Consider the following 22,000-nt stretch of genomic DNA (forward strand, 5'->3'; position numbering starts at 1 on the left):
GGCTTTAACGAATATTACTACCGTGAATACGGCTGGAGTAAAAGGGGAATATCTATTGAAGGGAAGAAAAGAGGATTAAGATATTCAAGAATAAACCTGGTTGCTGGAAAGCACTGATAGGAAGTATGATATACAGGGAAACAATGGAAAGTGAATTTTTTGAAGAATGGTTCAGGGAAATACTTCTAAGAGATATTGAAAAATTAGGGAAGAAAGTTCTAATAGTGATGGATAATGCCAGATTTCATAGAAAGAATATATTAGAAAATATAATAAAGGGAACGGGGCATTGTCTATTATTTCTTCCGCCGTATTCTCTGGATTTAAATCCAATAGAAAAATTATGGGCTAATATGAAGAAAAAATTAAAAGGCATAGCTCATAATTTTAATACACTAGAAGAAGCAGTTACTTCTGTTTTATTTAATAAATTAGTTCAGTTTTAAATAAGTTTTACTATAAAAGAAATTAGAAAATTTATGAATAAACCTGTAATAAAAGTTATTACTGGTATGCGTAGAAGTGGTAAATCTATGATATTAAAATTAATATCTAAAGAACTTGAAGAAAACGGGATAAACAAGGAAAATATTATTTTTATTAATTTTGAGTCTTTAATGTTTGCCGAATTAACAAATTTTAAAAATTTATACAGTTATATTATTGATAAATCCCAAAATATAATTGGAAAAATTTATATATTGCTTGACGAGATTCAGGAAGTTGATTCTTGGGAAAAAGCAATAAATTCATTATTGGTAGACTTGAACTGTGATATTTATATTACAGGCTCTAATGCTAATTTGTTATCTTCTGAACTTGCCACTTATATCGCTGGAAGATATGTTGAAATAAAAGTTTTCCCTTTATCCTTTAAAGAATTTATAAAATTTTCTAAAATTCAAAATCCACAGAAAATTTACACTACAGAGGAGTATTTTGAACAATATCTGAAGTTTGGAGGACTTCCTGCCATTCATAATTTTAATCAAGATAAAACTTCGATTTATCAATATTTGACTGATATTTATAATTCTGTTTTATTAAAAGATGTTATTTCAAGAAATAATATAAGAGATATTGAATTACTGGAAAGAGTTATTTTATTTATTTTTGATAATATCGGAAATACTTTTTCTGCAAAAAAATTTCAGATTTTTTAAAAAATCAAGGCAGAAAGTTAAGCACTGAAACCGTCTACAGTTATCTAAAAGCACTTGAAAATGCCTATATTATTTCAAAAGTTCGAAGATACGACATAAAAGGAAAATCCATTTTAGAAACGCAAGAAAAATTTTATCTTCTTGATTTAGGATTAAAACATTCTCAATTAGGATATAGAGCAAATGATATTGCTGGACATCTTGAAAACATTATTTATTTAGAATTATTAAGAAGAAAATACAATATAAATATCGGGAAGCTAAAGACAAAAGAAATTGATTTTATAGGACAAAGAGAAAATGAAGAATTATACATTCAAGTTACTTATCTTTTAGCTTCTGACGACACTATTGAAAGAGAATTTGCACCGTTAAAAGACATTAAAGATAATTATCCCAAATATGTTCTTTCTACGGACAATTTGACTAAATTCAATATAGATGGTATCGAACGAAAAAAAATTATAGACTTTCTATTGGAATAATAATTTTAAAAAATTAGATAATTTATTGGGGGAAATAAATTAATATTATCCCCCTTAAATTTTTATTTCTGATTTTCTAATTTTTTCTGTTCTTCCTTATGTTTTTCGCTTTTCTTTATATTCTCAATAACATTTTCTAAATAATTCGTTCTCTGTTTCGTTATTTCAAAAAGTTTTCCATAATACACACCTTTATCTTTATTTGCTAGAATAAAATACATTTGTGCTTCGTTTTCTCTAAATTCTAGCCACTCCCTTTGTGAACTCAACAATCCATTTGATTGTTCTGATAATGCTGGAAGTTCACATCCGAGAGGAGAGTCAAATCCATACGATGAGTCATCAGTAAAAATATCATCTTTAACGAGATAATATAATTCGTCGTATTTTTTATTCATCCTATTGTTTTCTTTTACATACTCTTCTTTTGTTTTTCTAATTACATTTAGATTTAAAGTTTTTTTTTATCAGAATTTAATTCGTCAATTATTTTTGCTATCTCTAAAATTCTTTTATAATCCTCTTTTCTAAAAAAAGCAGATTCAACAAAATGCCCATCTACCATAGTTATATCAGAATGTAAACCAATTTCATATTTTTCACTTAAATATAATGCAAAGTGGGCTTCTTCACTTACAAAATTGTACCAATTTTTAGTACTTTCACTAAATAGTTTATATATTCCTTCATTGTAACGATAAAATATATTTTTTTCATCATCAACTATCCTTTGCTTATCATGTATTAATTTCTTTTTTTCATGATTATAATGACTTTCCAGATATTTTTTTTCTATATCTTCTAATTTTTTTTTGATATTTTTTTCAAAAGAAGTTCCAATAAATAAACTTATAGTGGTTTCTTTTAATTCTTTTGTTACATTTTCATTAAACAATGGTTTGGTAAACGAATTTACTGAACACATCAAAGAAAACATACTTATAAACAGTATCTTCTTAATTTCCATTAAACCAAAACCCCTTTAGTCGAAGGAATCTCATCCTTATATTTTTCATCAATACTCACAGCCTCTGCCAAAGCTCTAGCGACACCCTTAAAAATCGACTCAATTATATGATGCGAATTTGTTCCAGCCATATTCTTTATATGCAACGTAGTATTCAAGTGTCGTGTAAAACCAATGAAAAATTCCTCCACTAATTCTGTATCAAAAGTCCCAACTTTCTCAGTCGGAATATTCACATCAAAATTCAAAAAATATCTCCCGCTTAAATCAACAGCAACTAACGTTAGGGCCTCATCCATCGGCAAAAGAAAGTTCCCATACCTTCTCACACCCTTCAAGTCCCCTAACGCCTCATAAAAACATTTTCCCAATGCAATTCCAATATCCTCCGTACTATGATGATCATCTACCTGCGTATCCCCATCACAATAAACCTTTAAATCAAATCTCCCATGTTTTGCAAACAAGTCAAGCATATGGTCCAAAAATCCAACCCCTGTATTATTTTCATATTTCCCAGTTCCATCAATATTTAATTCGACTTTTATTTTTGTTTCAAATGTATTTCTTTCAATTTTAGATTTTCTCATAACTTTATCCTTTCGTTATACCTTTAATTATAAATAGTATAATCTATTTTTTTCTCTTTTTCAAGATTGACTAAAAAACAAGAAATTTGTTTTGAAATATTAAAAATCGTGTTATAATTTAGTAGGTAATTTAACATATTCTAAAATATAGGAGGTGAAAATATGCTTACTTCTGATGAGAGAGCTGAAAATTTTATAAAAAGATTTGGTTTTGACTTTGATAAAATTGATAAAAATCAAATAATTTCTTTAATAAATGAAGAATTTGAAAGAGCAGTTGAAGAAAGAAAAAGATGTTTTTATGATAGTTCTGAATGTCTACGTGTATTGTGCGGATATTTGTTTTGTTTAGGCGATATTTCTGATATTCCGTTATTAGAAAAAGTAAAATATAAAATTGATATGGATATGGGAGTTGCAATTGACGGCATATGGATTATTAGTTTAGAAAATAATGGTATAGAGATGAAAGAATACGATATTCCATCAAAAAAAGAAATTATAAAATATTTTGTAGATGAATATAAAGTTTGGTTATAACATTCAGTATTAAATATGTTTAGAAATTTAACAATTTTTATTTCTAACAATGGGAATTACCCCCTTGCATATTCAGTTTATTTTTAATTTATGTTATTTTTCCAACAAATTTTCCAATTTCTCAATAAAAATCCCCATTTCCTCATCCGTCCCAATCGTAACCCTCAAATAATTATCAATTCTATCTTTTGCAAAATATCTTACTAAAACTCCATTTTCTTTTAACTGTTTATACAAATCGCTTGCGAAAACTTTGTTATGAGAAATAAAAATAAAATTAGCACTTGAATTTAATACTTTAAATCCTAATTTTTTCAATTTTTCAACCGTTTTTTCTCTAGTCTGAATAATTTTAACATTAGTTTTTTCAAAATATTCATTATCCTTAAACGACTCGATTCCAGCTTCAATTGAAATTCTGTCGATTGTGTATGAGTTAAATGAAAATTTTAGTCTATTTAACCCTTCAATTATATTTTCAGATCCAAGTGCATATCCAAGCCGTATTCCCGCCATAGAACGTGACTTTGAAAACGTCTGAACTACAAGAACATTATCGTATTTATTTATTAATTTTACAGCACTTTCTGCCCCAAAGTCAACATACGCCTCATCAACGATAACTAGCTGATTTGGATTATTTTTTATTATTTCTTCAATTTCATCCAATTTTAAAGCAATCGAAGTTGGTGCATTCGGATTTGCAATAATTATATGCCCATCCAAGCCAAAATATTTTTGAATTTCAATTTCAAAACTGTTATTTAACGGAATTTTGACTTCCTTCACATTAAATAAATCGGCATAAACTGGATAAAAACTGTATGTAATATCTGGATAATACACTTTATCTCCCGCATTAAAAAATGTCATAAAAATAAATGCCAGAACTTCATCCGATCCATTTCCAATAAACACCTGTTTATGTGTAACTTTATCGTTTATTTTATTAGAAAAATATTCAGCAATAACTTTTGCAAGCTCCATTACATCTGGATCTGGATACAATTTCAAATCTTCCAAATTCATAGATTTTATTTTTTCTATAACTTTTGATGATGGCGGATAAGGATTTTCGTTTGTATTAAGTTTAATATATTTTTTGTCTTTAGGCTGTTCTCCCGGTGTATAAGGCTCTATTTCCTTTATTTTATCATTCCAAAATTTACTCATTTTATAACTTCCTCCTTAAGTACAATTTTTACTTGAATTTTGACAAATCATATAATTTATCCTTTGTCTCCCATTTTCCATTTACTTTTTTGAACTCAAGAATATTACTTTCTTCAGTAGTTTCACTCAATTCTTTTCTTATTTCTTCGCCCAAATATTTTAAGATTTTTTCTCTTTTTTGATTACTTAAATCGCTAATGTGTTCCAAATTATTTGTTTCTTCATCTGTTACTCCTGCTTTTTTTGTTGCTTTTTCCAGTTCTTCATCGCCACCAGAAAGATTATTAAAATCAGGTAATATTTCAATTATTTCCACTTTAGCACTATTTTTACCTGTAAAAGAAATAGATTTTGGAACATATTTACTTTTAGATAAGCCAGTTATCATTTCATTTGCCATAACTTCAGACATTTTATCAAAAAATTCTATATCTTTAATATAGTAATTATTGTTATTATGATATTGATTTTTCATATTTCTTAAAAACATAATTCTTGATTTTTCCAACATAATTTTTTTATCACGAGTTTCATAATCATTAATCATTTTATTAACAATATTTTCAATTTCTTTACTATCCCTATCAACTTCACTTTGCGAAATCTTAACTCCATTTTTCACATAAACCTCATAATTACTTTCTGCCATTCCTAGTGTTCCCAAAATAAATAATCCTAGTAGTATTTTTTTCATTTATCCTCCAATATTCTGTTATTAATTTTTTATTTTAATTTAGTAGTTTTGTTCTGTATTTTGCAAAAAATCTAAAATATTTATATGCCTAATTCCATCTTCACTCAAATCTATTTCATCCATCGAAATTATAAACTTATGAAAATTATCCTTGACTTTCTTTAATGGTGTTATCTCTCTCTTGAATGTATTTTCATCAAGTATCGTTGCTGATACTTGATAGTATTTTCTTTCATTATTTCGTTCTGCTATAAAATCTATTTCCAAATCTCCAATTTTACCTATATGCACAGTATAACCACGCCTAATCAATTCCAAATAAACTATATTTTCCAAAATATGCCCAATATCACTATGTTTTTTATTTATAAGCAATTTTCTTAGCCCTATGTCAACTATGTAATATTTCTCCAACGACTTTAAATGCTGCTTTCCTTTTATGTCATAACGTCCAGCTTTGTACAATATAAATGACGATTTCAAGGCTTCTATATAATTTTCAACGGTAGAAGATGTTGTTTTTCTGCCATAAGAAACAAGTGTATCTGCTATTTTTTTAGGCGAAACAATATTTCCAATGTTTTCAAATAGAAATTTTACTACAGATTCAAGCAAAGTAATGTCCTGTACTTTATTTCTTGCAACTATATCTTTTAGCAAAACTGTGTTGTATATTCCCATTAAATAGTCTTTTTTTATATCATCATCATTTATTTGTGTCGCATAAGGAAATCCGCCATTTTCAAAATATTTATTCCAAGCTTGTTTCACATCCTGTATTTCATCCAATTTAAGATATTCAGAAAAAGATAAAGGCAATATAGATATTTCAATATATCTGCCTGAAAGCAGTGTTGCCAATTCGCCAGATAACATCATCGCATTGGAGCCTGTTATATAAATATCTGTGTTATCCTTTATAAATAAAGAATCCACTGCCCTTTGAAAATTCTCAACTTCTTGAATTTCATCAATAAATATATAATTTTTTTTATTAGGCACAAGTCTTTCGTTTATATATTGATACAGTAATTTATAATCTTTTAAATCTTCAAACTTCAAATCCTCAAAATTTATGGAAATTATCTGTTCTTCCAATACACCAGATTCTATTAAAAAATTTCTAAATTGAGATAGCAATGTAGATTTTCCGCACCGTCTAACGCCTGTGATAACCTTTATTATCTGCATATCTTTTATTTTTTTCAATTTTTCCAAGTATTCAGTTCTTTTAACCATAAAATCACCTCATACAAAGTATATCAAAAAAAAGAAATATAATCAATTTTTTATTTTCAAATCAAAAAACTTCATGATTTTAATTTTTTTTCTTCTCTATAATAAAAACTTTAAAAATTAGATACTTTTTATTTTAAAAATGAAAAATTTTAATATTTTTAAAAAGCCTGAAAACTAGAAATTTATAATTCTCAATCTTATCAAAAAATTATTAAAAATCTGTTTTCAGACAAATTCTATTTTTTTATTTCTCAAATCTTTTAGAAACTGAACGAGCATGTGCTGTAAGCCCTTCATTTTCAGCAAATTTAATTACTTTATCCTTAACTTCTTCAAGTACTTGTTTTGAATAGTAAATAAACGAAGATTTTTTAACGAAGTCGTCTACTGAAAGTGGGGAAGAGAATTTGGCAGTACCGCTTGTCGGCAATGTGTGATTTGGGCCTGCTAGATAATCTCCAATTGGTTCAGGCGTGTTGTGTCCCATAAATATTGATCCTGCGTTTTTTATTCTTGGCAATAATTCAAATGGATTATCTACTGCCAGTTCCAAATGTTCTGGTGCAACATAATTACTTACAAAGACAGCATCATCCATATTGTCTACAATAACTATTCTTCCTTGAGTTTCAATCGATACCTTTGCAATTTCCTCTCTTGGCAATTCCTTTAACTGCTTTTCCAATTCCTTAGTAACTTCTTTTGCCAACTTTTCAGAAGTCGTAACTAATATGCAGGCTGCCAGTTTGTCGTGTTCCGCCTGTGACAATAAATCTGCCGCTGTATGAACTGGGTCTGCACTTTCATCAGCAATTATAAGTACTTCACTCGGTCCTGCTATCATGTCAATCGAAACTTCCCCATAAACCATTTTTTTAGCCATTGCAACGTAAATATTTCCTGGCCCGCCAATTTTATATACTTTTGGAATAGTTTCTGTACCATAACTAAGAGCAGCTATTGACTGAGCTCCACCCACTTTAAAGATTCTGTTAACCCCAGAAATTTTTGCAGCAACAAGAATAGAGGATAAAATTGTTCCATCTGCAGTTGGAGGCGTTACCATTATAATTTCATTACATCCTGCAATTTTAGCTGGAACTGCATTCATAAGCACAGTCGAAGGATAAGCCGCTGTTCCTCCTGGCACATAAAGTCCAACTTTTTCAATCGGATTAACTACTTGTCCCAAAATTACGCCATTTTCCTGTCTTATTAAAAAATCATTCCTAACTTGCTTTTCGTGAAATTTCTTGATGTTGTCGTGCGAATACTGAATAACTTCCATTAATTCCTTGTCAATTGTGTCAAAGGCTTTTTGAATTTCCTCCTGTGTAACTTCTAGATTTTCTAGTTTTACACCATCAAATTTTTCAGTATATTCTATCAAAGCCTTATCTCCTCTAGCTTTAACATCTTTCAAAATGCTTTCCACAGTTTCATTTACATCATCGTACGAAAACTGGCTTCTAGCAAGCTCCTTTTCCAAATCAACATTTTTTGAATACTTTATTGTCTTAATCATAACGCATCACTCCATTTCACTTTTTTATTTTACAAAATTTCTTTTATCTTATTAACAATTTCCTCGATTTTTTTATTTTTAAATCTGTAACTTGATTTATTGGCAACAAATCTGGCAGTTATATCTTCGATGTTTGTAAGAATCTTCAAATTATTTTCCTTCAAAGTTGTCCCAGTTTCAACTATATCCATTATTACATCCGAAAGTCCCAAAATCGGTGCTATTTCAATAGAACCATTTAATTTTATAAGCTCTACATCCCTATTAATTGAGTCAAAGTATTTTTTCGCCACATTAAGATACTTCGTTGCAACCACAAGAGGTCTATCGAAATTTTCCTTAAAATCCATCGGTCCTGCAATCGAAAACCTGCATTTCCCAAATCCCAAGTCCATTAATTCATATACATCAGGATTTTCTTCAAGCAGTATATCCCTTCCTACAACTCCAATATCCGCACTTCCCTTTTCGACATAAACCCCTACATCCGACGGCTTCACCAAAAGAAATCTAATATTTTTTTCCTCATTCTCAAAAATCAATTTCCTGTTATCTTCCTTCATTTCCGAACTTTCATAACCTATTTTCTCAAATAAATTATACACTTTATTTCCTAATCTCCCTTTAGGAAGAGCTATATTTATCATACTATTCCTCCTTTTTTAATTCCCCGTTTTGAAAAATATATTTCTCATCAAAATTAAAAATTTCAAAATCACTTTCACCTAAATTCTCAATATTTTCCGTCCTTATTCTAAGCCCCTTTTTCTGAAAATCATTCACAATTTCCACCAATTTTTCAAAATCGCTGTTATCATAAGCAATCAAAACCTCAAAATCCTTTTTATCAGTATCCTTATAATACCCCTTCAATCCATCAGTCAAAATAGCAAATCCAACAGCTCCAGTATCAACCCCAAATTTTTCAAACAATTTGTCGTATCTGCCACCAGTTAAAATTACGTTTGGAAAGTCTTCGATATACCCTTGCAAAATAATTCCGTTGTAATAATTTAGATTTTTTACAACAGAAAAGTCAAATACAATTTTTGATTTCTTGTAAAATTTCATCAATAAACTGTTTAGCTGTTTAAGTTCAGATAATATTTTTTTCGTATTGTCATTTATTTCATATTTTAAAAGTTCCTTTTCAATATTTCCCAAATTCCCCGATAATTCAGGAATTTTATAAATTAATTTTTTCACATTTTCTGAAATATGTTCATTTCTTTTTAGTATTTTTTGTATATCGTGGCTACTTTTTCTATTAATGCAATCCAATATTTGCTCTTTTATTTCATACTCCAAATCGAAATTTTGAAAAATTGAAGAAATAAATCCCGCATGCGACAAAACAATCATACTTTTTTTATTTATAATATCCAGACTTTTTACTGCAAGATTAATAATCTCAAAATCCAAAAACGTCGATTCTTTCCCAATTAATTCAATCCCCAGCTGTTCATCCTCTTCGTAACCAACATATTTTGTCAAATTGTAAGTATTTTCCTGATAATAAATTTTACTGTATTTCAAAGACTGATCTTTAGACACCTTTTTAGCAACCGACAACGTAATATCAGGTCTCAACGCTAACAATTTCCCATTCGGACTCATAACAGTCAATACATTCCTGTCAATAAAATCCTTATTTTCATTGTATAAATCATATTCCTCAAAACTCGGAAGAGAAATCTTTTTATATCCATAAGAATCATACATTTTCCGTATATTTAGTAACACTAAATCTTTTTTACTCATATTTTTTATATAATTTTTCATAATTTACTTCACTTTCCACACCTGTTTTACTTTTATCTTATCATATAATCAAAATAATTGCAAAAAAAGGAAGTTTTCACACTCCCCTACTTTTTTTACAATAGATTCCCTCCTTTATTTGATACCATCTTTTTGAACTATGTGTATTATTTTTATTATATTTTCTCTGCTTTAATCTTACTATTCAAATTTGTTTTTCCTGTCTTAATATTATTTTAATACCCAAAATTAGGATTTTCAATTACCCATTTTTCATTCTTCTTGTTAGCCTCTAAAATTTCTTTTCTTCCGACATATTTTCCATTTTTCGTTATTTTAGCAAACTCTTCATCCATGATTTCCATTTGAATTTCACCCATTATTTTAAAATATTTTTTCATTGCTTTTTCATCTTTTTCTGAAATTGACTTTGTATATTCTTCCATTGTTTTTCCTGTTCTTTTCTTAAAGGCCACTTCAAGTTTTTTAGAGCTCTCCTCGGCTTTTTCTAGCATTTTATCAATACTGCCCATGCTTTTTATTTCATCCATATTAATAGGAAATCCCAATTTAACTTTTACATACGCTTTATTTTCAGAAATATAATTTATCTTTTCTATTTCAATTTTATAATATTTAAACATCATATCCATCATTTTAGAAATATACTCTTCTCCAAAAAAAACATTCATTAATTCTTTTAAGTCATTTCCCTCGTTTTTCCCTTGAACAGAAGCTCCATTCATCATTTTATTCATAATTCCAAACATTTCTTCTTTTGAATATATTTTATTAACTTCCTTTTCAATTTGAGAATTATAGCTCTGAACAACATTTTGAGATATTTTTGCAGATGGTTCTATTTCCACTTGATATTTTTCCTGTGTAAAAGTCGATAAACTTAGCAATACAAATAAACTTAAAATTATTTTTTTCATATTATTCACGTCTCCTTTTTTTATAAATTACCTTTATTATAAAAAACTCTATTTTTTACTTCCTTATGATTATAAACAAATCATCTGAAGCTTTATATATTTATATTGTACCTCATTATTCCTATTATTCCAAATATTTATAATATTTATTAAATTCACTATCAACTTCACTTTTTTCCAACAAAAACCACTCCAACTCAGCCTTTTGCCCTTTTCTATCTTCATCCAAAACAAGTTTATACCGAAAATCAATATGAACGTGTTCCTCTTCACTTTTCACAAGACTTTCAGGAATTCCAATTACATTCACATCAATCAATCCAAAATTTCGCATATTTTCATCAATTTTTGCAAAAAAACCAGTTTCTTCTACAAATTCACGGATAGCAGTGTCTAAAGGTATTTCACCACTTTCTACATGTCCTGCTGGCAGTAAAATAGTTTTTAGATATGGATGTTTTATAAAATAACATTTATCATTCTTAAAAACTATAGCACTCGCTGATAAATGAACTTTGGACTTTCTGTTCGTTAAATCCTCTATTTTTGTTTGTGATAATATTTCCGAAATTTTTCCTATTTTTGTTTTCAATTCAGGCTCGTATTCTGCTAAATTTTGTAAATGTTTTTTCAAAAAATTTATATTTTCTATTTTCAAAATAATCTCCTTTTGAATATTTTCTTTAATTTTATAGTAAAACCACTTTAAAACAGAACTCAAAGGCTATGACTATTTACTCAAACCCTAAGTTTGTATAATTTTTAATAGTTTAATTTTAAACAGGTTAGAGTATAAAATTAAATTTTATTATAAATTTCCAGCATATTCAAAATATCCCTAGTTTCCTTTACATCATGAACCCTCAAAATCCTTCCTCCATCTTGTACCATTAGACTCTCAAACATCAATGTTCCCATAAGTCTTTCTTCTAGCGACAGCCCAAATATTTTTTCATTAAAACTTTTTCTTGAAATTGCAATCATAATTGGTAATTTCATATCTCGCAAATATTTTACCGATTTAATTCTTTCCATATCTTCAGGCGTATTCATACTGTTATTTGAGGAATATCCAACTCCTGGATCTATCGAAATTTTTTCTTTCTCAATTCCAGTTTCTAAAATTGCTTTTACTCGCTCATCAAAATAATTTTCTAAATAATTTTTCAAGTTTGGAATTTTATCAAACCGTCCATTATTCATAACAACCAATGCAGGCTTGTATTTTTCAACTAATTTCAATTTCTTTTCCGAAGTAAATCCATTAAAATCATTAATAATGTCAATCCCAGCTTCCAGCCCTTTTTCAATAACTTCCTCAGTATCACTATCCAAAGCCAGCACAATATCTGGAAACTCCTTTTTCACAGCCTTAATATATTTTTCAATCCGATTCCATTCTTCTTCTGCCGAAATATCATCAAAATTAGGCTTCGATGATTTTCCCCCAAATTCAAATATTTTAGCCCCATTTCTAATATCATTCTCAACCCTTTTTAAAACCTTATCAATACTCGAATTTCTCCCACCATCATAAAACGAATCTGGCGTAATATTCAAAATCGAATAAATAACCGACTCAGTCGTCAAATCAAACTCGAAATTATTTCCTTTCCAAATCAGTCTATTTTCTTGTAAAATCTCTTCCAATTTTTCAATTCCATTTTCAAATTCAAAACTATTTTCCATTTTCAAAATCTCAACTAATTGTTTTAATTCTGAATATTTAAAAATAGCTGTAATCCCTTCATTTTTATTAAATGAAAAAATATTCTTTTCTTCCAAAAAATTCTCAAATTTACGTAATTCTTCTTTATTTCCATTAAATTCAATAACAATATTTTTTGAATCCTTATTCTTAATTTCATTAATTTTAATCATTTTTTTATTTCTTTCCCTTCTTAAATGGTATGCCTGTTTTTTTGTTTTAATATTTATTCTGATTAAATTAAAAACATTTTTCAATAACTTTTTTTACTTCTCCTAACAAGTAAAATGATCCCACTACAAAAATACACTCATCTTCATTCTCCCTCAATTCTAATGCTTTCAAAAAAGCCTTCTCAATATTCTTTTCAGAAATTATAATATTTTTAGAGTTTTCAATTTTTTTATCTTCAAAATATTTTTTTAAAATCTCTGAATCCAATTTTCTTTCTTCGTTATTCGGCTCTGTCAATATAAAATTATCCCCAACTATTTTTAAAAGATTCACACATTTCTCAACTTCCTTATCCTTCAAAAATCCAACTACAAAAATCTTTTTCTTATTATCAAAATTCTTTTTAATATAATCTACAAATGCCTCGACACTATCCTCATTATGTGCCACATCCAAATACACATTTTTAATTTTCTCAACTTTTTCCATTCGTCCTTCAATTTGTAATGTTCCCAAAGCTCTATCCAATATTCTTTCTGTATTTTGTAGAATATTTTCATCACAAAATCTAAAATACCACATTAAAACTGTTGCTAGATTCTCCAGCTGTTGTTCACCTTTTAGCCCAAATCTAAAAAAATATTCATTATTTTTAAAATTTTTCCCAAAATCATAATTTCCAGTTATTTCAGCTCTAACTTTATTTTGAAATTCTAAACTGTTTTTAGATTTTAAATCTTCTTTTTCATAAATATTTTGCCTATTCTCTTCTATATTTTTCACTTTTTCGATTTTTATATTTTTTTCAGCTAAAAAAATATCACAATTTTTATATTTTGCTTCTTTTTCCAAAATTTCATAAACTACATCTCTTTGATTTGGAGCAATTATAACATTGCTCTGTTTTCTTATAATTTTTGATTTTGTTTGACAAATTTCCTCAATCGTATTCCCCAAAATATTTTTATGATCAATCCCAATCTTTGTAAAAATAGTATAATCAATTTTTGAAACTGCATTCGTTACATCCAGCTCCCCTCCAAGCCCACATTCCAAAATCAGAACATTCACTGCCTTATTTTTAAAATGTATCATCGCAATCAAAAACACCATCTCAAAATACGACAAATCATTCTCCAAGTTCAAATTCAATTCATTCAAAACCTGTCTTAACTTATTTTTGCAATCTTCAAATTCCAGTTCTGTAATTTCAACCCCATTAACCTTAATCAATTCATAAATTGTCGTTATTTGAGGACTCGTAAATAATCCAACTTTATATCCCATTTCACACAAAATGCTATTAATCATATAACAAGTCGAACCTTTCCCATTCGTCCCACTAACATGAATAACCTGAACATCACTCGCTGGATTATCCATTTTGTCTAAAATTTCCGCAAGTAATTTTACTCTTTTCTTTTCCCCATATAATGATTCTTTCATAACTTTTTTCTCCTATTTTTGTAAAAATTATCATTTGTTAAGTTTATTTTGATATTCTAACTTAATTCTAATCATCTATTCCTACTTTCCCCACAAGCTCCGTAATCAAGTAAATATGTGTCAAAGTATCTCCTTTATCTAAATTATCAACACTTTTCTTCCCACCTAACCCTAACAATGGAACAAAACAAAAACTTTGATTATATTCTAATTCTCCATATCTTTTTACAGCCTTTTCATATAATTTTAAATCAAAATAATCATCAGTAAATGTTTTTTCAGTATATATAAATTTTAAAAAATATCCCATATTTTTTAACATTATCTCAAAATCCTCATATCTATACTGAACTATGTCTATAAATCCATTTTCTTGCCATGTTATTACATCTGCAAAAGCTGTTGTAAACAAAGGTATTGACTCTTTTCCTCTAAAGTAAGTTTCTTCTACTAATTCTTTATAATCATCTGGATTTATTACTCTTAGATACCCATTCAAAAAATTTCCCAATCCATAATTTTTCCAGATTTCTATAATCTCATTTGGTACTTGCCCTTTATATTTTTCAATAATTTCTTTTGGCATTTCTTTTTCTTTTTTAAAATCTCTTAACATTTTACTTCCTCTCATAAATACTCTAAAAAATTAATTTTATTATTTGTATTTATCCATTATCCACTTATTCTTAATATAATTTTCTTTTATTTTTTCAGTATTTCCTTTATCAAAAAAATCTTTTATAACTTCACAAACAAATTCTTTATCTTCTACGAACATATTTAAAGGAACTTTATGCAGATTATTGTCTATTAAATCTGGATAATTTGGATAATATGTCAATGCTATCGGTGCATTTGGATTTATATAATAATAATATTCATAATCTTCTTCCTCATCTTCATCAAATACTTCCAAAAAAATTTTTCCATTTAGTATTTTTATGCTTAAACTTTTAGATATATAATGATTATTTTCTACTACATCAATCAAATCTAACCCTGCTCCTTGTGAAACATATTTAAATTTTAGTAACTTTTTATATTTTATTTCAAACATTTCTAATGCTTCTTCTAAATCTACTTTATTGCCATTTATTTGTCTTATATAATAATTAGTTCTTTTACACATTTTTTATTGCTCACTTCGTTGTTTTCTTATAAATTCTATCTATTTTCGCTTCAGAGATTAATTCTTTTTTTCCAAATTTTACATAATCATAAGGAAATTTATTTTTGCATTTCCAGTCGAATATTTCTTCTATTTCTGGTTCTATTAACAATTTCATTTCATTTATTTTTTCATTCATATCCGTTTCTTCGGTATAATAATCCCATATGTGAAAAGTAGTTAATCCTTCTTTTTTATTAAATGTTATAAAAACAACAGCATCACTTTCACCAGTTGGTTTTCCTCTATCTAAAATAGAAAATATTTTAATTTCCTCAACTTTTCCAGTTTTTATTTCTTCTTTTACTCTTTTATCCATTATTACATCCAAAAATTTTATCTCAGTCTTTTCTTCCCTCCAGCCTTTATCTGTTTTTAGTTGTATATAATTATTTTTAAAAGAATGAAAATCTAAATACCATTTCATCTGTTCATACCATTTTAACTCCTTTTCTCTGTTACCTATATGTTTACCTTTTATATATGCCACCCTTATTTCTACCATATATAAATCTTCCTCTTCCATAGAAATATTAGTTGCTCCTTTTCCATCCAGTTTTTTTAGTGTTTCAAAATATGGAGTAAAATCAAAATCCGTCTTATGCATTGTCAAAATATATTCACAATATCTATCTATCTATCGCTTCAGCCGGGTTGCTAAGTATCTTCATATTTTCTATATCGCCATTTTGTATTGCATATACAATCCCATCTTTTAAATGTGTTTTCACAAATAGCGTTATTTCAATTTCATTTTCATTTCCTTCATATCTTGTATCCAAAAAACTCATAAAATCCGTACATGTTCCACCCAATGATTTTAAATCAAATTTCGGCATAAATTGTTCTATCCATTTATACCATTTCTTTTGTTTTCCTTTAGGAATTTTGTACGAGTCCATATATCCATCAAAACTATCCCAGCTGTTACAAGGTAATACAGATCCGATTCCACTAGTTCCAAATCCACTAAACTTATAAAAATAAGCCATCTTTATTTTTTCTGGAAGAGAATGATACCTATTTATTTCTTTAGATATAGTTTTATTTTCCTCTTTATCACATAAGTTATTTCCATAAAAATCTCTTTCAATTTCAATTATTGTATTACTACATTCTAATCCTAAAAACGTATTACCAAGTTCTCCTTCTTTTGTATATTCTAATTTTGTATCTAAATCTACTCCACCAAAAAGTTTAGAATTTTCCTTTAAAATTTTTCCAGTTCTAGGCTGATATTTGTATACATATTTCAATAACCAATCTTTTCCCTCTTCTTTAAAAGGTGTCAGTATGTCGTATGAATTTTCATTCTTATAAATATCTTCTTTTAATATTTGTAATAAATTTTCAGATATATCCTCGTATTTTTGCCAAAAAACATATTCAGAATATTCTTCCATTAGTTCATAAAATTTTTCCTTAGTTATTAACTCCATCATATTTTTCTCCAAACTAAAAAAATATCCTTAAAATTTTATTTTATCCCATCCAAAAACTCCTTCTTCCTACCCACATTCTCTTTAAATTCCCCACTATAAAACGAAGTTCTAGTCACAGAACCAATTTTATTAATTCCTCTCATTTCAATGCACATATGCCTTGCTTCAACTACAACAGCTACTCCTAATGGATTCAATATCTCTATTAATTTCTTTGCAATATTTACAGTGATTTCCTCCTGAACACTTAATTTTTTTGAAATAAATTCCACAAGTCTTGGTATCTTGCTAAGTCCAATAACTTTATTATCTCTCGGAATATAAGCAACATGCACCTTTCCAAAAAATGGCAACATATGATGTTCACACATTGAAAAAAATGGTATCTCCTTTACAAGCACCATTTCTTGCGACTCACCCAGATTCACATCAAATAATTTATAATTCTCAAAATCATTCACATTTTTTGTACTCAAAATCTCCTCATACATTTTTGCAACCCTTTTAGGAGTTTCAATAAGTCCTTCTCTATACACATCTTCACCAATATTTATCAATATTTCACGTACTGCATTTTCAATATTTTTTAATCTTGTTTCTTTATCTATACTTTTGTTTTTTTTCATTTTTTTAACCTTTCTTTTTATTTCAACAACAAATGGTATTCTTCAATTCTATTTTGACAAACTTTATTCTTATATATATCATTAAATGAGTCTAGTCCATATTTATTACATGATTTTATCTTTGTAAATTATTATTTACAATAAATGATATTTAGACTTGTCCATAACTTAACATTATTCATTCAAGTAATTGTAAAATGAGTTGTTGTAATGATTTAATAGTTGTAAATAAAATAATAAATATAATATAATAAAATAAACAACGTCCGATAATTTAATTTTAAAATTCAAAAAAATATAAGAATTATTACAATTCTTTTTATATTATTTCCTAATTCGGGTTACCATAAGTTAAATTAGTTTTTTCAAATTTTTTCGATTTTTTGATCTCCTGCCTCAACTAATTCATCTATTTTTTGTAAAATTTCTTCTTTGCCAAAATACTCTCCATCGTAAATTTCAATCAATGGAACTAGTACAAATAATCTATTCATCATTTCCTTATGTGGAACTATCAAATCAGGTTCGTTAATTTTTTTATCTGAAAAAATCAAAATATCAATATCAATCGTTCTTGGTCCCCATCTAATTTCCCTTTTTCTATCCAGTTCAGCTTCAATTTTATTTATGATTTTTAAGATTTCTCTTGCTGAAAAATCAGTTTCAATCTTAATTACTGCATTTAAAAATAAATCTTGCTCTAAATATCCAACAGGAGTTGTTTCATATAATCCTGATTTTTTCAATACTTCAATTCCTTCAGTTTTTTCAATTGCTTCAATAGCTTTTTGAATATATTCTTCTCTTTTTCCAATATTACTGCCCAAACTTAAATAAACTTTGTTTTTAGCCATTTTTTATTTTATCCCTTTCCTTGCTCCGCCTAATCTTTTATCTGAATTTCAACACTGTCAAAAATTCCATTAATCGGAACTGCTAATTTTCGTATATTTACTTGCACATATTCAATTTTTTCATTCATTTCTTTTATCTCTTTTATAATATCCAAAGCCAATGTTTCCAGCAAATCTACTCTGCTTGCTTTAACAATTTCTTCTATTTTTCTATAACAATCTCCATAACTCAATGTACTATTTATGTCATCATTCTTAATAATTTCCTTTGAAAGTGAAATGATTAAATCAATTTCAATGTTTTGTCCAATTTTTTTTTCTTCTTCATAAACACCTATATATGAATGAAATTTCATGTTATTAATTTTTATTTTATACAATTGAATCTCCCTCATTTTCGATTTAAAATTTGTGTATATTTTAACATATAAAATCTTAAAAATAAATAGCATTCATTCAAAAATAAAAGAGCATAACGCTATTAAACTTATGCTCTTAATATAAAAAATTATAGTTTTTCCACTAAATCTTTCAAGTAATCTTTTACTTTATCCTTTAATTCCTCGTGTCTTAATCCAAATTCAACGTTTGCAACAAACATTCCAAATTTATCTCCAGTATCATATCTTAATCCATCAAAATTATACGCATACAATTTTTCACCATCGTTCTTCATTGCCAAAATTGCATCTGTCAACTGAATTTCTCCACCTTTTCCAGGTTTTGTCCTTTTTAAATATGAAAAGATTTCAGGCTCCAACACATATCGCCCTAATGCAGCAAGATTACTCGGAGCTTCAGCAATTGATGGTTTTTCAATGAAATCTTCTACTGCCACTGTTTTTTCGTCAATTTGCTTTAATGGCTTTATTATCCCATATTTTGAGACATTTTCGTGAGGAACTTCCTGTACTCCTAAAATTGTACCGCCTTGTAGTTCATTATATTTTTCTACAAGCTGTTTTGTAACAGGACTTTGCCCTTTATCTTTATCAGTATAGATAATATCGTCTCCTAAAAGCACAACAAATGGCTCATCTCCTACAAATGCTTCTGCACAGCTTATTGCATGCCCTAAACCTAATGGTCTTTTTTGACGAACATAATAAATATTTGACATTTCAGAAATATTGTTTACTATTTTCAATAAATCTTTTTTCCCTTTTTCTTCTAATGTTTTTTCCAGTTCATAAGAATAATCAAAATGATTTTCTATTGATCCCTTATTTCTTCCAGTAATAATAAGAATTTCTTCAATTCCCGCAGATACAAGTTCTTCTACAAGATACTGTAGTGCAGGTTTGTCAACTATTACAAGCATTTCTTTAGGCTGTGCTTTGGTTGCTGGTAAAACTCTCGTTCCAAGTCCTGCTGCAGGTATAACAGCTTTTCTTATCCTTTTGATGCTCATAATTTCCCTCCTAAATATTTTTCAACATTACTTTTATTATTTTTTTATTAAAATATATGACCATCATCAGAATATGTAACTTTTACTGCCAATGGCTGGAATAAATTTAATTTTTCAAAATAATCCTTTGCTTTTAAATTAGCTACTAATTGATGTTCTTTCGTCTTTAAATTATATTCATATTTTCCAATTATAATGATGCTTTTTTCATCTGGAAATTGTACGTAGAAACGCACTATTTCTTTATCTGGCAATGGAGTTTTTCCAAGATTTTTGGTATCAATTTTTGCAAAAAAATCTTTATAATCATTAAATTTTTTATAAAACTCTTTTTTAAAATCATCGTTAGTAGTTGTTGGAGCCACTTTTATGGCAACTCCTACATTTGCATTATAATCCTCATCTTCAATTGTGTAATATGCCATTTTTACTTTATCTCTATCGCAAAAAATATCATTTGTTCTTTTTTCAGATTGTATTTTTTTTATAACTCTTTCTAAAAAAGTATCAGGATTAGGAGCAAAACTGCACGTATCACTAAATCCTTGCGCCCCAATCAAAAATATAAGTGAAAATATTAGTTTTTTCATTTTATCTACGTCCTTCCACATCTCTAATTTATCAATATGTCTAATTATATCATAATTTAGTGAATAATTGTAATAAATTTTTTGAAAAAATTATTAAAATTCTCAATACTCACTATTACAAGAGCTCTTTCTTTTTCTTATCAAATTCTTCTTGTGTTATTGCCCCCTCATCAAGTAATCTTTTAAATTTTATAATTTCATCAGCTACAGATAATTTTGGAGAATTTTGTGTTTTCTTCATTTCTTCTATCGAATTATTTACAGCGTTTATAAATGGAATAAGTGTTTTTTTCAATACACTTTTTACTCTAAACATAGAAGCTCCATCCCATATTTCTATCTCGCCTACAAATAAACCTTTTTTGTATTTCACAGCATTTACTTTGCTAAGAGGAATCTCAATTTGATTAACACCAAAAAGCATTCCTTTATCCAAAAAAATAATTCTCTTATTAGTTGAAACGACAAGCCACGTATGCCCATCATACACTCCTGAAGTCGCATAAGTAATAATCTCATCATCATTAATAATATTTGTCAGCTCTTTAACTTCTTTTTTTGTTCCTAAAATTAATGACCCTGATTTTGAAAGCATTTCCTTTATATCCTTCAAGCTTTTCATATCTATGTTTCCTTTCTTGAATCAATATTTTATACAATTAATTGTACTATGTTTTTAGAAATTAAGCAAAGAAAATTTAAATTTTTATAAAAAATTTTACTATTATAATTCCTATTAAGCAACTAATTTTATAAAAATAATGATTCCAAATATAATTTTTATATTTTGTTGCATTTTAGGAACAAATATGTTATAATAAAAATATAGATGTGGAGGAATTAATATGAATATTGGTAAACGGTTAAAGGATTTACGAAAAGAAAATTCTTTATCAATGGATTCCCTTGTTGAAAAATTAAATAGGGAATATAATCTTAACATAACTAAAAGTATGATTTCACGTTGGGAAAATAATTTATCTGAGCCAAGCAGCAAGTTTATTACAGCTTATGCAAAATTTTTTAATATTGACTTAAATTATTTAGCTGGAATTACAGATATAAAAAATCCAGCTCCAGAGCCTTTAACTTCTATCGAAATATTGGAGATCCCGATGTATGGAAAGGCAAGTGCTGGTACAGGCTATATAAACCTTTCAGAAGAGATAGGCAGTTATCCGGTACCACAAAACATTTATAGAAAAGGAATTTTTGCAATTAAAGTTTCTGGTGAAAGTATGACTGGTCTTGATAAAAGTATTCCTGATGGTGCTATTGCCATTGTTGATCCCGAACTTTGCAGTAATCCAATAAGTTTAAACGGTAAAGTTTGCGTTTTTGAATATAATGATGAGACATATATAAAACAATTAATAATAGATAAACAGGGAATTATCAGATTACGTTCATTTAATCCTGGTTATGATGATATTATTGTTTTGAATACAGAATTATTATATTGTAAAGGAAGAGTAATCAGAACTTTTGTAGAAAATCAATGGTAAA

Annotated in this window: 26 protein-coding genes and 1 pseudogene; 4 read left to right on the plus strand and 23 right to left on the minus strand. The window is 27.7% G+C overall.

Annotated elements, in window-relative coordinates:
* Positions 1–125: 125 nt before the first annotated feature.
* A complete protein-coding gene (locus AB8B23_RS06380; RefSeq protein ID WP_369712047.1) occupies positions 126–446 on the plus strand; it encodes a transposase in 321 nt (106 codons plus the stop codon).
* A gap of 33 nt (positions 447–479) precedes the next feature.
* Positions 480–1,648 (plus strand): annotated as a pseudogene (locus AB8B23_RS06385) (ATP-binding protein).
* Positions 1,649–1,710: 62 nt separating this feature from the next.
* Here AB8B23_RS06385 and AB8B23_RS06390 read toward each other — a convergent pair.
* The 3 genes from AB8B23_RS06390 to hisB are packed head-to-tail and all read right to left on the minus strand — an operon-like array spanning position 1,711 to position 3,205.
* The gene (locus tag AB8B23_RS06390) at positions 1,711–2,046 is read right to left on the minus strand and encodes a hypothetical protein (protein ID WP_419950222.1); all 336 of its coding nucleotides are present in this window, start codon (positions 2,044–2,046) and stop codon (positions 1,711–1,713) included.
* A gap of 53 nt (positions 2,047–2,099) precedes the next feature.
* Positions 2,100–2,615 carry a hypothetical protein gene (locus tag AB8B23_RS06395; RefSeq protein WP_369712048.1) on the minus strand — a complete coding sequence of 172 codons (516 nt, stop codon included), beginning with the start codon at positions 2,613–2,615 and terminating at the stop codon, positions 2,100–2,102.
* The gene (gene hisB, locus AB8B23_RS06400) at positions 2,615–3,205 is read right to left on the minus strand and encodes an imidazoleglycerol-phosphate dehydratase HisB (protein ID WP_369712049.1); all 591 of its coding nucleotides are present in this window, start codon (positions 3,203–3,205) and stop codon (positions 2,615–2,617) included. Before hisB ends, AB8B23_RS06395 begins: the two co-directional genes overlap by 1 nt.
* Before the next feature lie 162 nt (positions 3,206–3,367).
* Here hisB and AB8B23_RS06405 point away from each other — a divergent pair, with 162 nt between their 5' ends.
* On the plus strand, positions 3,368–3,745 hold the full coding sequence (locus AB8B23_RS06405; RefSeq protein ID WP_369712050.1) for a hypothetical protein: 378 nt from the start codon (positions 3,368–3,370) through the stop codon (positions 3,743–3,745).
* A 93-nt stretch (positions 3,746–3,838) separates the two neighbouring features.
* Here AB8B23_RS06405 and hisC read toward each other — a convergent pair whose 3' ends face one another.
* The 20 genes from hisC to AB8B23_RS06505 all read right to left on the minus strand — a co-directional run bounded on the left by hisC (position 3,839) and on the right by AB8B23_RS06505 (position 21,116).
* Positions 3,839–4,918 carry a histidinol-phosphate transaminase gene (gene hisC / locus AB8B23_RS06410; protein WP_369712051.1) on the minus strand — a complete coding sequence of 360 codons (1,080 nt, stop codon included), beginning with the start codon at positions 4,916–4,918 and terminating at the stop codon, positions 3,839–3,841.
* Between the two features lie 28 nt (positions 4,919–4,946).
* Entirely contained in the window at positions 4,947–5,612 is a 666-nt protein-coding gene (locus AB8B23_RS06415) for a hypothetical protein (RefSeq protein ID WP_369712052.1), read from the minus strand.
* Between the two features lie 39 nt (positions 5,613–5,651).
* A complete protein-coding gene (locus AB8B23_RS06420) occupies positions 5,652–6,851 on the minus strand; it encodes an ATP-binding protein (protein ID WP_369712053.1) in 1,200 nt (399 codons plus the stop codon).
* Between the two features lie 244 nt (positions 6,852–7,095).
* A complete protein-coding gene (hisD, locus tag AB8B23_RS06425) occupies positions 7,096–8,376 on the minus strand; it encodes a histidinol dehydrogenase (protein ID WP_369712054.1) in 1,281 nt (426 codons plus the stop codon).
* A gap of 29 nt (positions 8,377–8,405) precedes the next feature.
* On the minus strand, positions 8,406–9,023 hold the full coding sequence (gene hisG, locus AB8B23_RS06430) for an ATP phosphoribosyltransferase (protein ID WP_021745239.1): 618 nt from the start codon (positions 9,021–9,023) through the stop codon (positions 8,406–8,408).
* 1 nt (position 9,024) lies between these two features.
* Positions 9,025–10,158: an ATP phosphoribosyltransferase regulatory subunit gene (locus AB8B23_RS06435; protein ID WP_369712055.1), complete on the minus strand. Its 1,134-nt coding sequence runs from the start codon at positions 10,156–10,158 to the stop codon at positions 9,025–9,027.
* Between the two features lie 215 nt (positions 10,159–10,373).
* A complete protein-coding gene (locus tag AB8B23_RS06440) occupies positions 10,374–11,075 on the minus strand; it encodes a hypothetical protein (RefSeq protein WP_369712056.1) in 702 nt (233 codons plus the stop codon).
* A 124-nt stretch (positions 11,076–11,199) separates the two neighbouring features.
* Positions 11,200–11,733 carry an NUDIX domain-containing protein gene (locus tag AB8B23_RS06445; RefSeq protein ID WP_369712057.1) on the minus strand — a complete coding sequence of 178 codons (534 nt, stop codon included), beginning with the start codon at positions 11,731–11,733 and terminating at the stop codon, positions 11,200–11,202.
* Positions 11,734–11,873: 140 nt separating this feature from the next.
* A complete protein-coding gene (folP, locus tag AB8B23_RS06450; RefSeq protein WP_369712058.1) occupies positions 11,874–12,956 on the minus strand; it encodes a dihydropteroate synthase in 1,083 nt (360 codons plus the stop codon).
* Between the two features lie 67 nt (positions 12,957–13,023).
* Positions 13,024–14,403: a bifunctional folylpolyglutamate synthase/dihydrofolate synthase gene (locus AB8B23_RS06455; RefSeq protein WP_369712059.1), complete on the minus strand. Its 1,380-nt coding sequence runs from the start codon at positions 14,401–14,403 to the stop codon at positions 13,024–13,026.
* Between the two features lie 67 nt (positions 14,404–14,470).
* Positions 14,471–15,019 carry a T6SS immunity protein Tdi1 domain-containing protein gene (locus AB8B23_RS06460; RefSeq protein WP_369712060.1) on the minus strand — a complete coding sequence of 183 codons (549 nt, stop codon included), beginning with the start codon at positions 15,017–15,019 and terminating at the stop codon, positions 14,471–14,473.
* A gap of 39 nt (positions 15,020–15,058) precedes the next feature.
* Complete coding sequence (locus AB8B23_RS06465; RefSeq protein WP_021768646.1) at positions 15,059–15,532, minus strand: hypothetical protein; 474 nt, start codon at positions 15,530–15,532, stop codon at positions 15,059–15,061.
* A 10-nt stretch (positions 15,533–15,542) separates the two neighbouring features.
* Positions 15,543–16,178, minus strand: coding sequence for a hypothetical protein (locus AB8B23_RS06470; RefSeq protein ID WP_369712061.1), 636 nt, complete (start codon positions 16,176–16,178; stop codon positions 15,543–15,545).
* A 22-nt stretch (positions 16,179–16,200) separates the two neighbouring features.
* Positions 16,201–17,013: a hypothetical protein gene (locus AB8B23_RS06475; protein ID WP_369712062.1), complete on the minus strand. Its 813-nt coding sequence runs from the start codon at positions 17,011–17,013 to the stop codon at positions 16,201–16,203.
* Positions 17,014–17,048: 35 nt separating this feature from the next.
* Positions 17,049–17,639, minus strand: a complete 591-nt coding sequence (gene folE / locus AB8B23_RS06480; protein WP_369712063.1) for a GTP cyclohydrolase I FolE — start codon at positions 17,637–17,639, stop codon at positions 17,049–17,051.
* A 365-nt stretch (positions 17,640–18,004) separates the two neighbouring features.
* Entirely contained in the window at positions 18,005–18,493 is a 489-nt protein-coding gene (gene folK / locus AB8B23_RS06485) for a 2-amino-4-hydroxy-6-hydroxymethyldihydropteridine diphosphokinase (RefSeq protein WP_369712064.1), read from the minus strand.
* Between the two features lie 29 nt (positions 18,494–18,522).
* Positions 18,523–18,873 (minus strand): dihydroneopterin aldolase, encoded by a 351-nt coding sequence (gene folB / locus AB8B23_RS06490; RefSeq protein ID WP_369712065.1) that lies wholly within the window; start codon positions 18,871–18,873, stop codon positions 18,523–18,525.
* Positions 18,874–19,001: 128 nt separating this feature from the next.
* Positions 19,002–19,904: a UTP--glucose-1-phosphate uridylyltransferase GalU gene (gene galU, locus AB8B23_RS06495; protein WP_369712066.1), complete on the minus strand. Its 903-nt coding sequence runs from the start codon at positions 19,902–19,904 to the stop codon at positions 19,002–19,004.
* A gap of 47 nt (positions 19,905–19,951) precedes the next feature.
* On the minus strand, positions 19,952–20,494 hold the full coding sequence (locus AB8B23_RS06500; protein WP_369712067.1) for a hypothetical protein: 543 nt from the start codon (positions 20,492–20,494) through the stop codon (positions 19,952–19,954).
* A 115-nt stretch (positions 20,495–20,609) separates the two neighbouring features.
* The gene (locus AB8B23_RS06505) at positions 20,610–21,116 is read right to left on the minus strand and encodes a PH domain-containing protein (RefSeq protein ID WP_369712068.1); all 507 of its coding nucleotides are present in this window, start codon (positions 21,114–21,116) and stop codon (positions 20,610–20,612) included.
* Between the two features lie 223 nt (positions 21,117–21,339).
* On the opposite strand from AB8B23_RS06505, the gene AB8B23_RS06510 reads away from it, so the two are divergent.
* Positions 21,340–21,999, plus strand: a complete 660-nt coding sequence (locus AB8B23_RS06510; protein ID WP_369712069.1) for an XRE family transcriptional regulator — start codon at positions 21,340–21,342, stop codon at positions 21,997–21,999.
* Position 22,000: the final 1 nt, after the last annotated feature.

The sequence above is a fragment of the Leptotrichia sp. HSP-342 genome (assembly GCF_041199995.1).
In the GTDB taxonomy this organism is placed as follows: Bacteria; Fusobacteriota; Fusobacteriia; order Fusobacteriales; family Leptotrichiaceae; genus Leptotrichia; species Leptotrichia mesophila.

Coding starts and splice junctions, on each gene's coding strand:
- AB8B23_RS06455 (WP_369712059.1), bottom strand. CDS start 14,403: ATGAAAGAATCATTATATGGGGAAAAGAAAAGAGTAAAATTACTTGCG.
- folE (WP_369712063.1), bottom strand. CDS start 17,639: ATGAAAAAAAACAAAAGTATAGATAAAGAAACAAGATTAAAAAATATT.
- AB8B23_RS06415 (WP_369712052.1), bottom strand. CDS start 5,612: ATGAAAAAAATACTACTAGGATTATTTATTTTGGGAACACTAGGAATG.
- hisG (WP_021745239.1), bottom strand. CDS start 9,023: ATGATAAATATAGCTCTTCCTAAAGGGAGATTAGGAAATAAAGTGTAT.
- AB8B23_RS06500 (WP_369712067.1), bottom strand. CDS start 20,494: ATGAAAAAACTAATATTTTCACTTATATTTTTGATTGGGGCGCAAGGA.
- AB8B23_RS06435 (WP_369712055.1), bottom strand. CDS start 10,158: ATGAAAAATTATATAAAAAATATGAGTAAAAAAGATTTAGTGTTACTA.
- AB8B23_RS06505 (WP_369712068.1), bottom strand. CDS start 21,116: ATGAAAAGCTTGAAGGATATAAAGGAAATGCTTTCAAAATCAGGGTCA.
- AB8B23_RS06405 (WP_369712050.1), top strand. CDS start 3,368: ATGCTTACTTCTGATGAGAGAGCTGAAAATTTTATAAAAAGATTTGGT.
- folK (WP_369712064.1), bottom strand. CDS start 18,493: ATGGCTAAAAACAAAGTTTATTTAAGTTTGGGCAGTAATATTGGAAAA.
- galU (WP_369712066.1), bottom strand. CDS start 19,904: ATGAGCATCAAAAGGATAAGAAAAGCTGTTATACCTGCAGCAGGACTT.
- hisB (WP_369712049.1), bottom strand. CDS start 3,205: ATGAGAAAATCTAAAATTGAAAGAAATACATTTGAAACAAAAATAAAA.
- AB8B23_RS06460 (WP_369712060.1), bottom strand. CDS start 15,019: ATGTTAAGAGATTTTAAAAAAGAAAAAGAAATGCCAAAAGAAATTATT.
- hisD (WP_369712054.1), bottom strand. CDS start 8,376: ATGATTAAGACAATAAAGTATTCAAAAAATGTTGATTTGGAAAAGGAG.
- AB8B23_RS06465 (WP_021768646.1), bottom strand. CDS start 15,532: ATGTGTAAAAGAACTAATTATTATATAAGACAAATAAATGGCAATAAA.
- AB8B23_RS06470 (WP_369712061.1), bottom strand. CDS start 16,178: ATGCATAAGACGGATTTTGATTTTACTCCATATTTTGAAACACTAAAA.
- AB8B23_RS06420 (WP_369712053.1), bottom strand. CDS start 6,851: ATGGTTAAAAGAACTGAATACTTGGAAAAATTGAAAAAAATAAAAGAT.
- AB8B23_RS06510 (WP_369712069.1), top strand. CDS start 21,340: ATGAATATTGGTAAACGGTTAAAGGATTTACGAAAAGAAAATTCTTTA.
- AB8B23_RS06440 (WP_369712056.1), bottom strand. CDS start 11,075: ATGAAAAAAATAATTTTAAGTTTATTTGTATTGCTAAGTTTATCGACT.
- folP (WP_369712058.1), bottom strand. CDS start 12,956: ATGATTAAAATTAATGAAATTAAGAATAAGGATTCAAAAAATATTGTT.
- hisC (WP_369712051.1), bottom strand. CDS start 4,918: ATGAGTAAATTTTGGAATGATAAAATAAAGGAAATAGAGCCTTATACA.
- AB8B23_RS06380 (WP_369712047.1), top strand. CDS start 126: ATGATATACAGGGAAACAATGGAAAGTGAATTTTTTGAAGAATGGTTC.
- AB8B23_RS06390 (WP_419950222.1), bottom strand. CDS start 2,046: ATGAATAAAAAATACGACGAATTATATTATCTCGTTAAAGATGATATT.
- AB8B23_RS06475 (WP_369712062.1), bottom strand. CDS start 17,013: ATGATGGAGTTAATAACTAAGGAAAAATTTTATGAACTAATGGAAGAA.
- AB8B23_RS06395 (WP_369712048.1), bottom strand. CDS start 2,615: ATGGAAATTAAGAAGATACTGTTTATAAGTATGTTTTCTTTGATGTGT.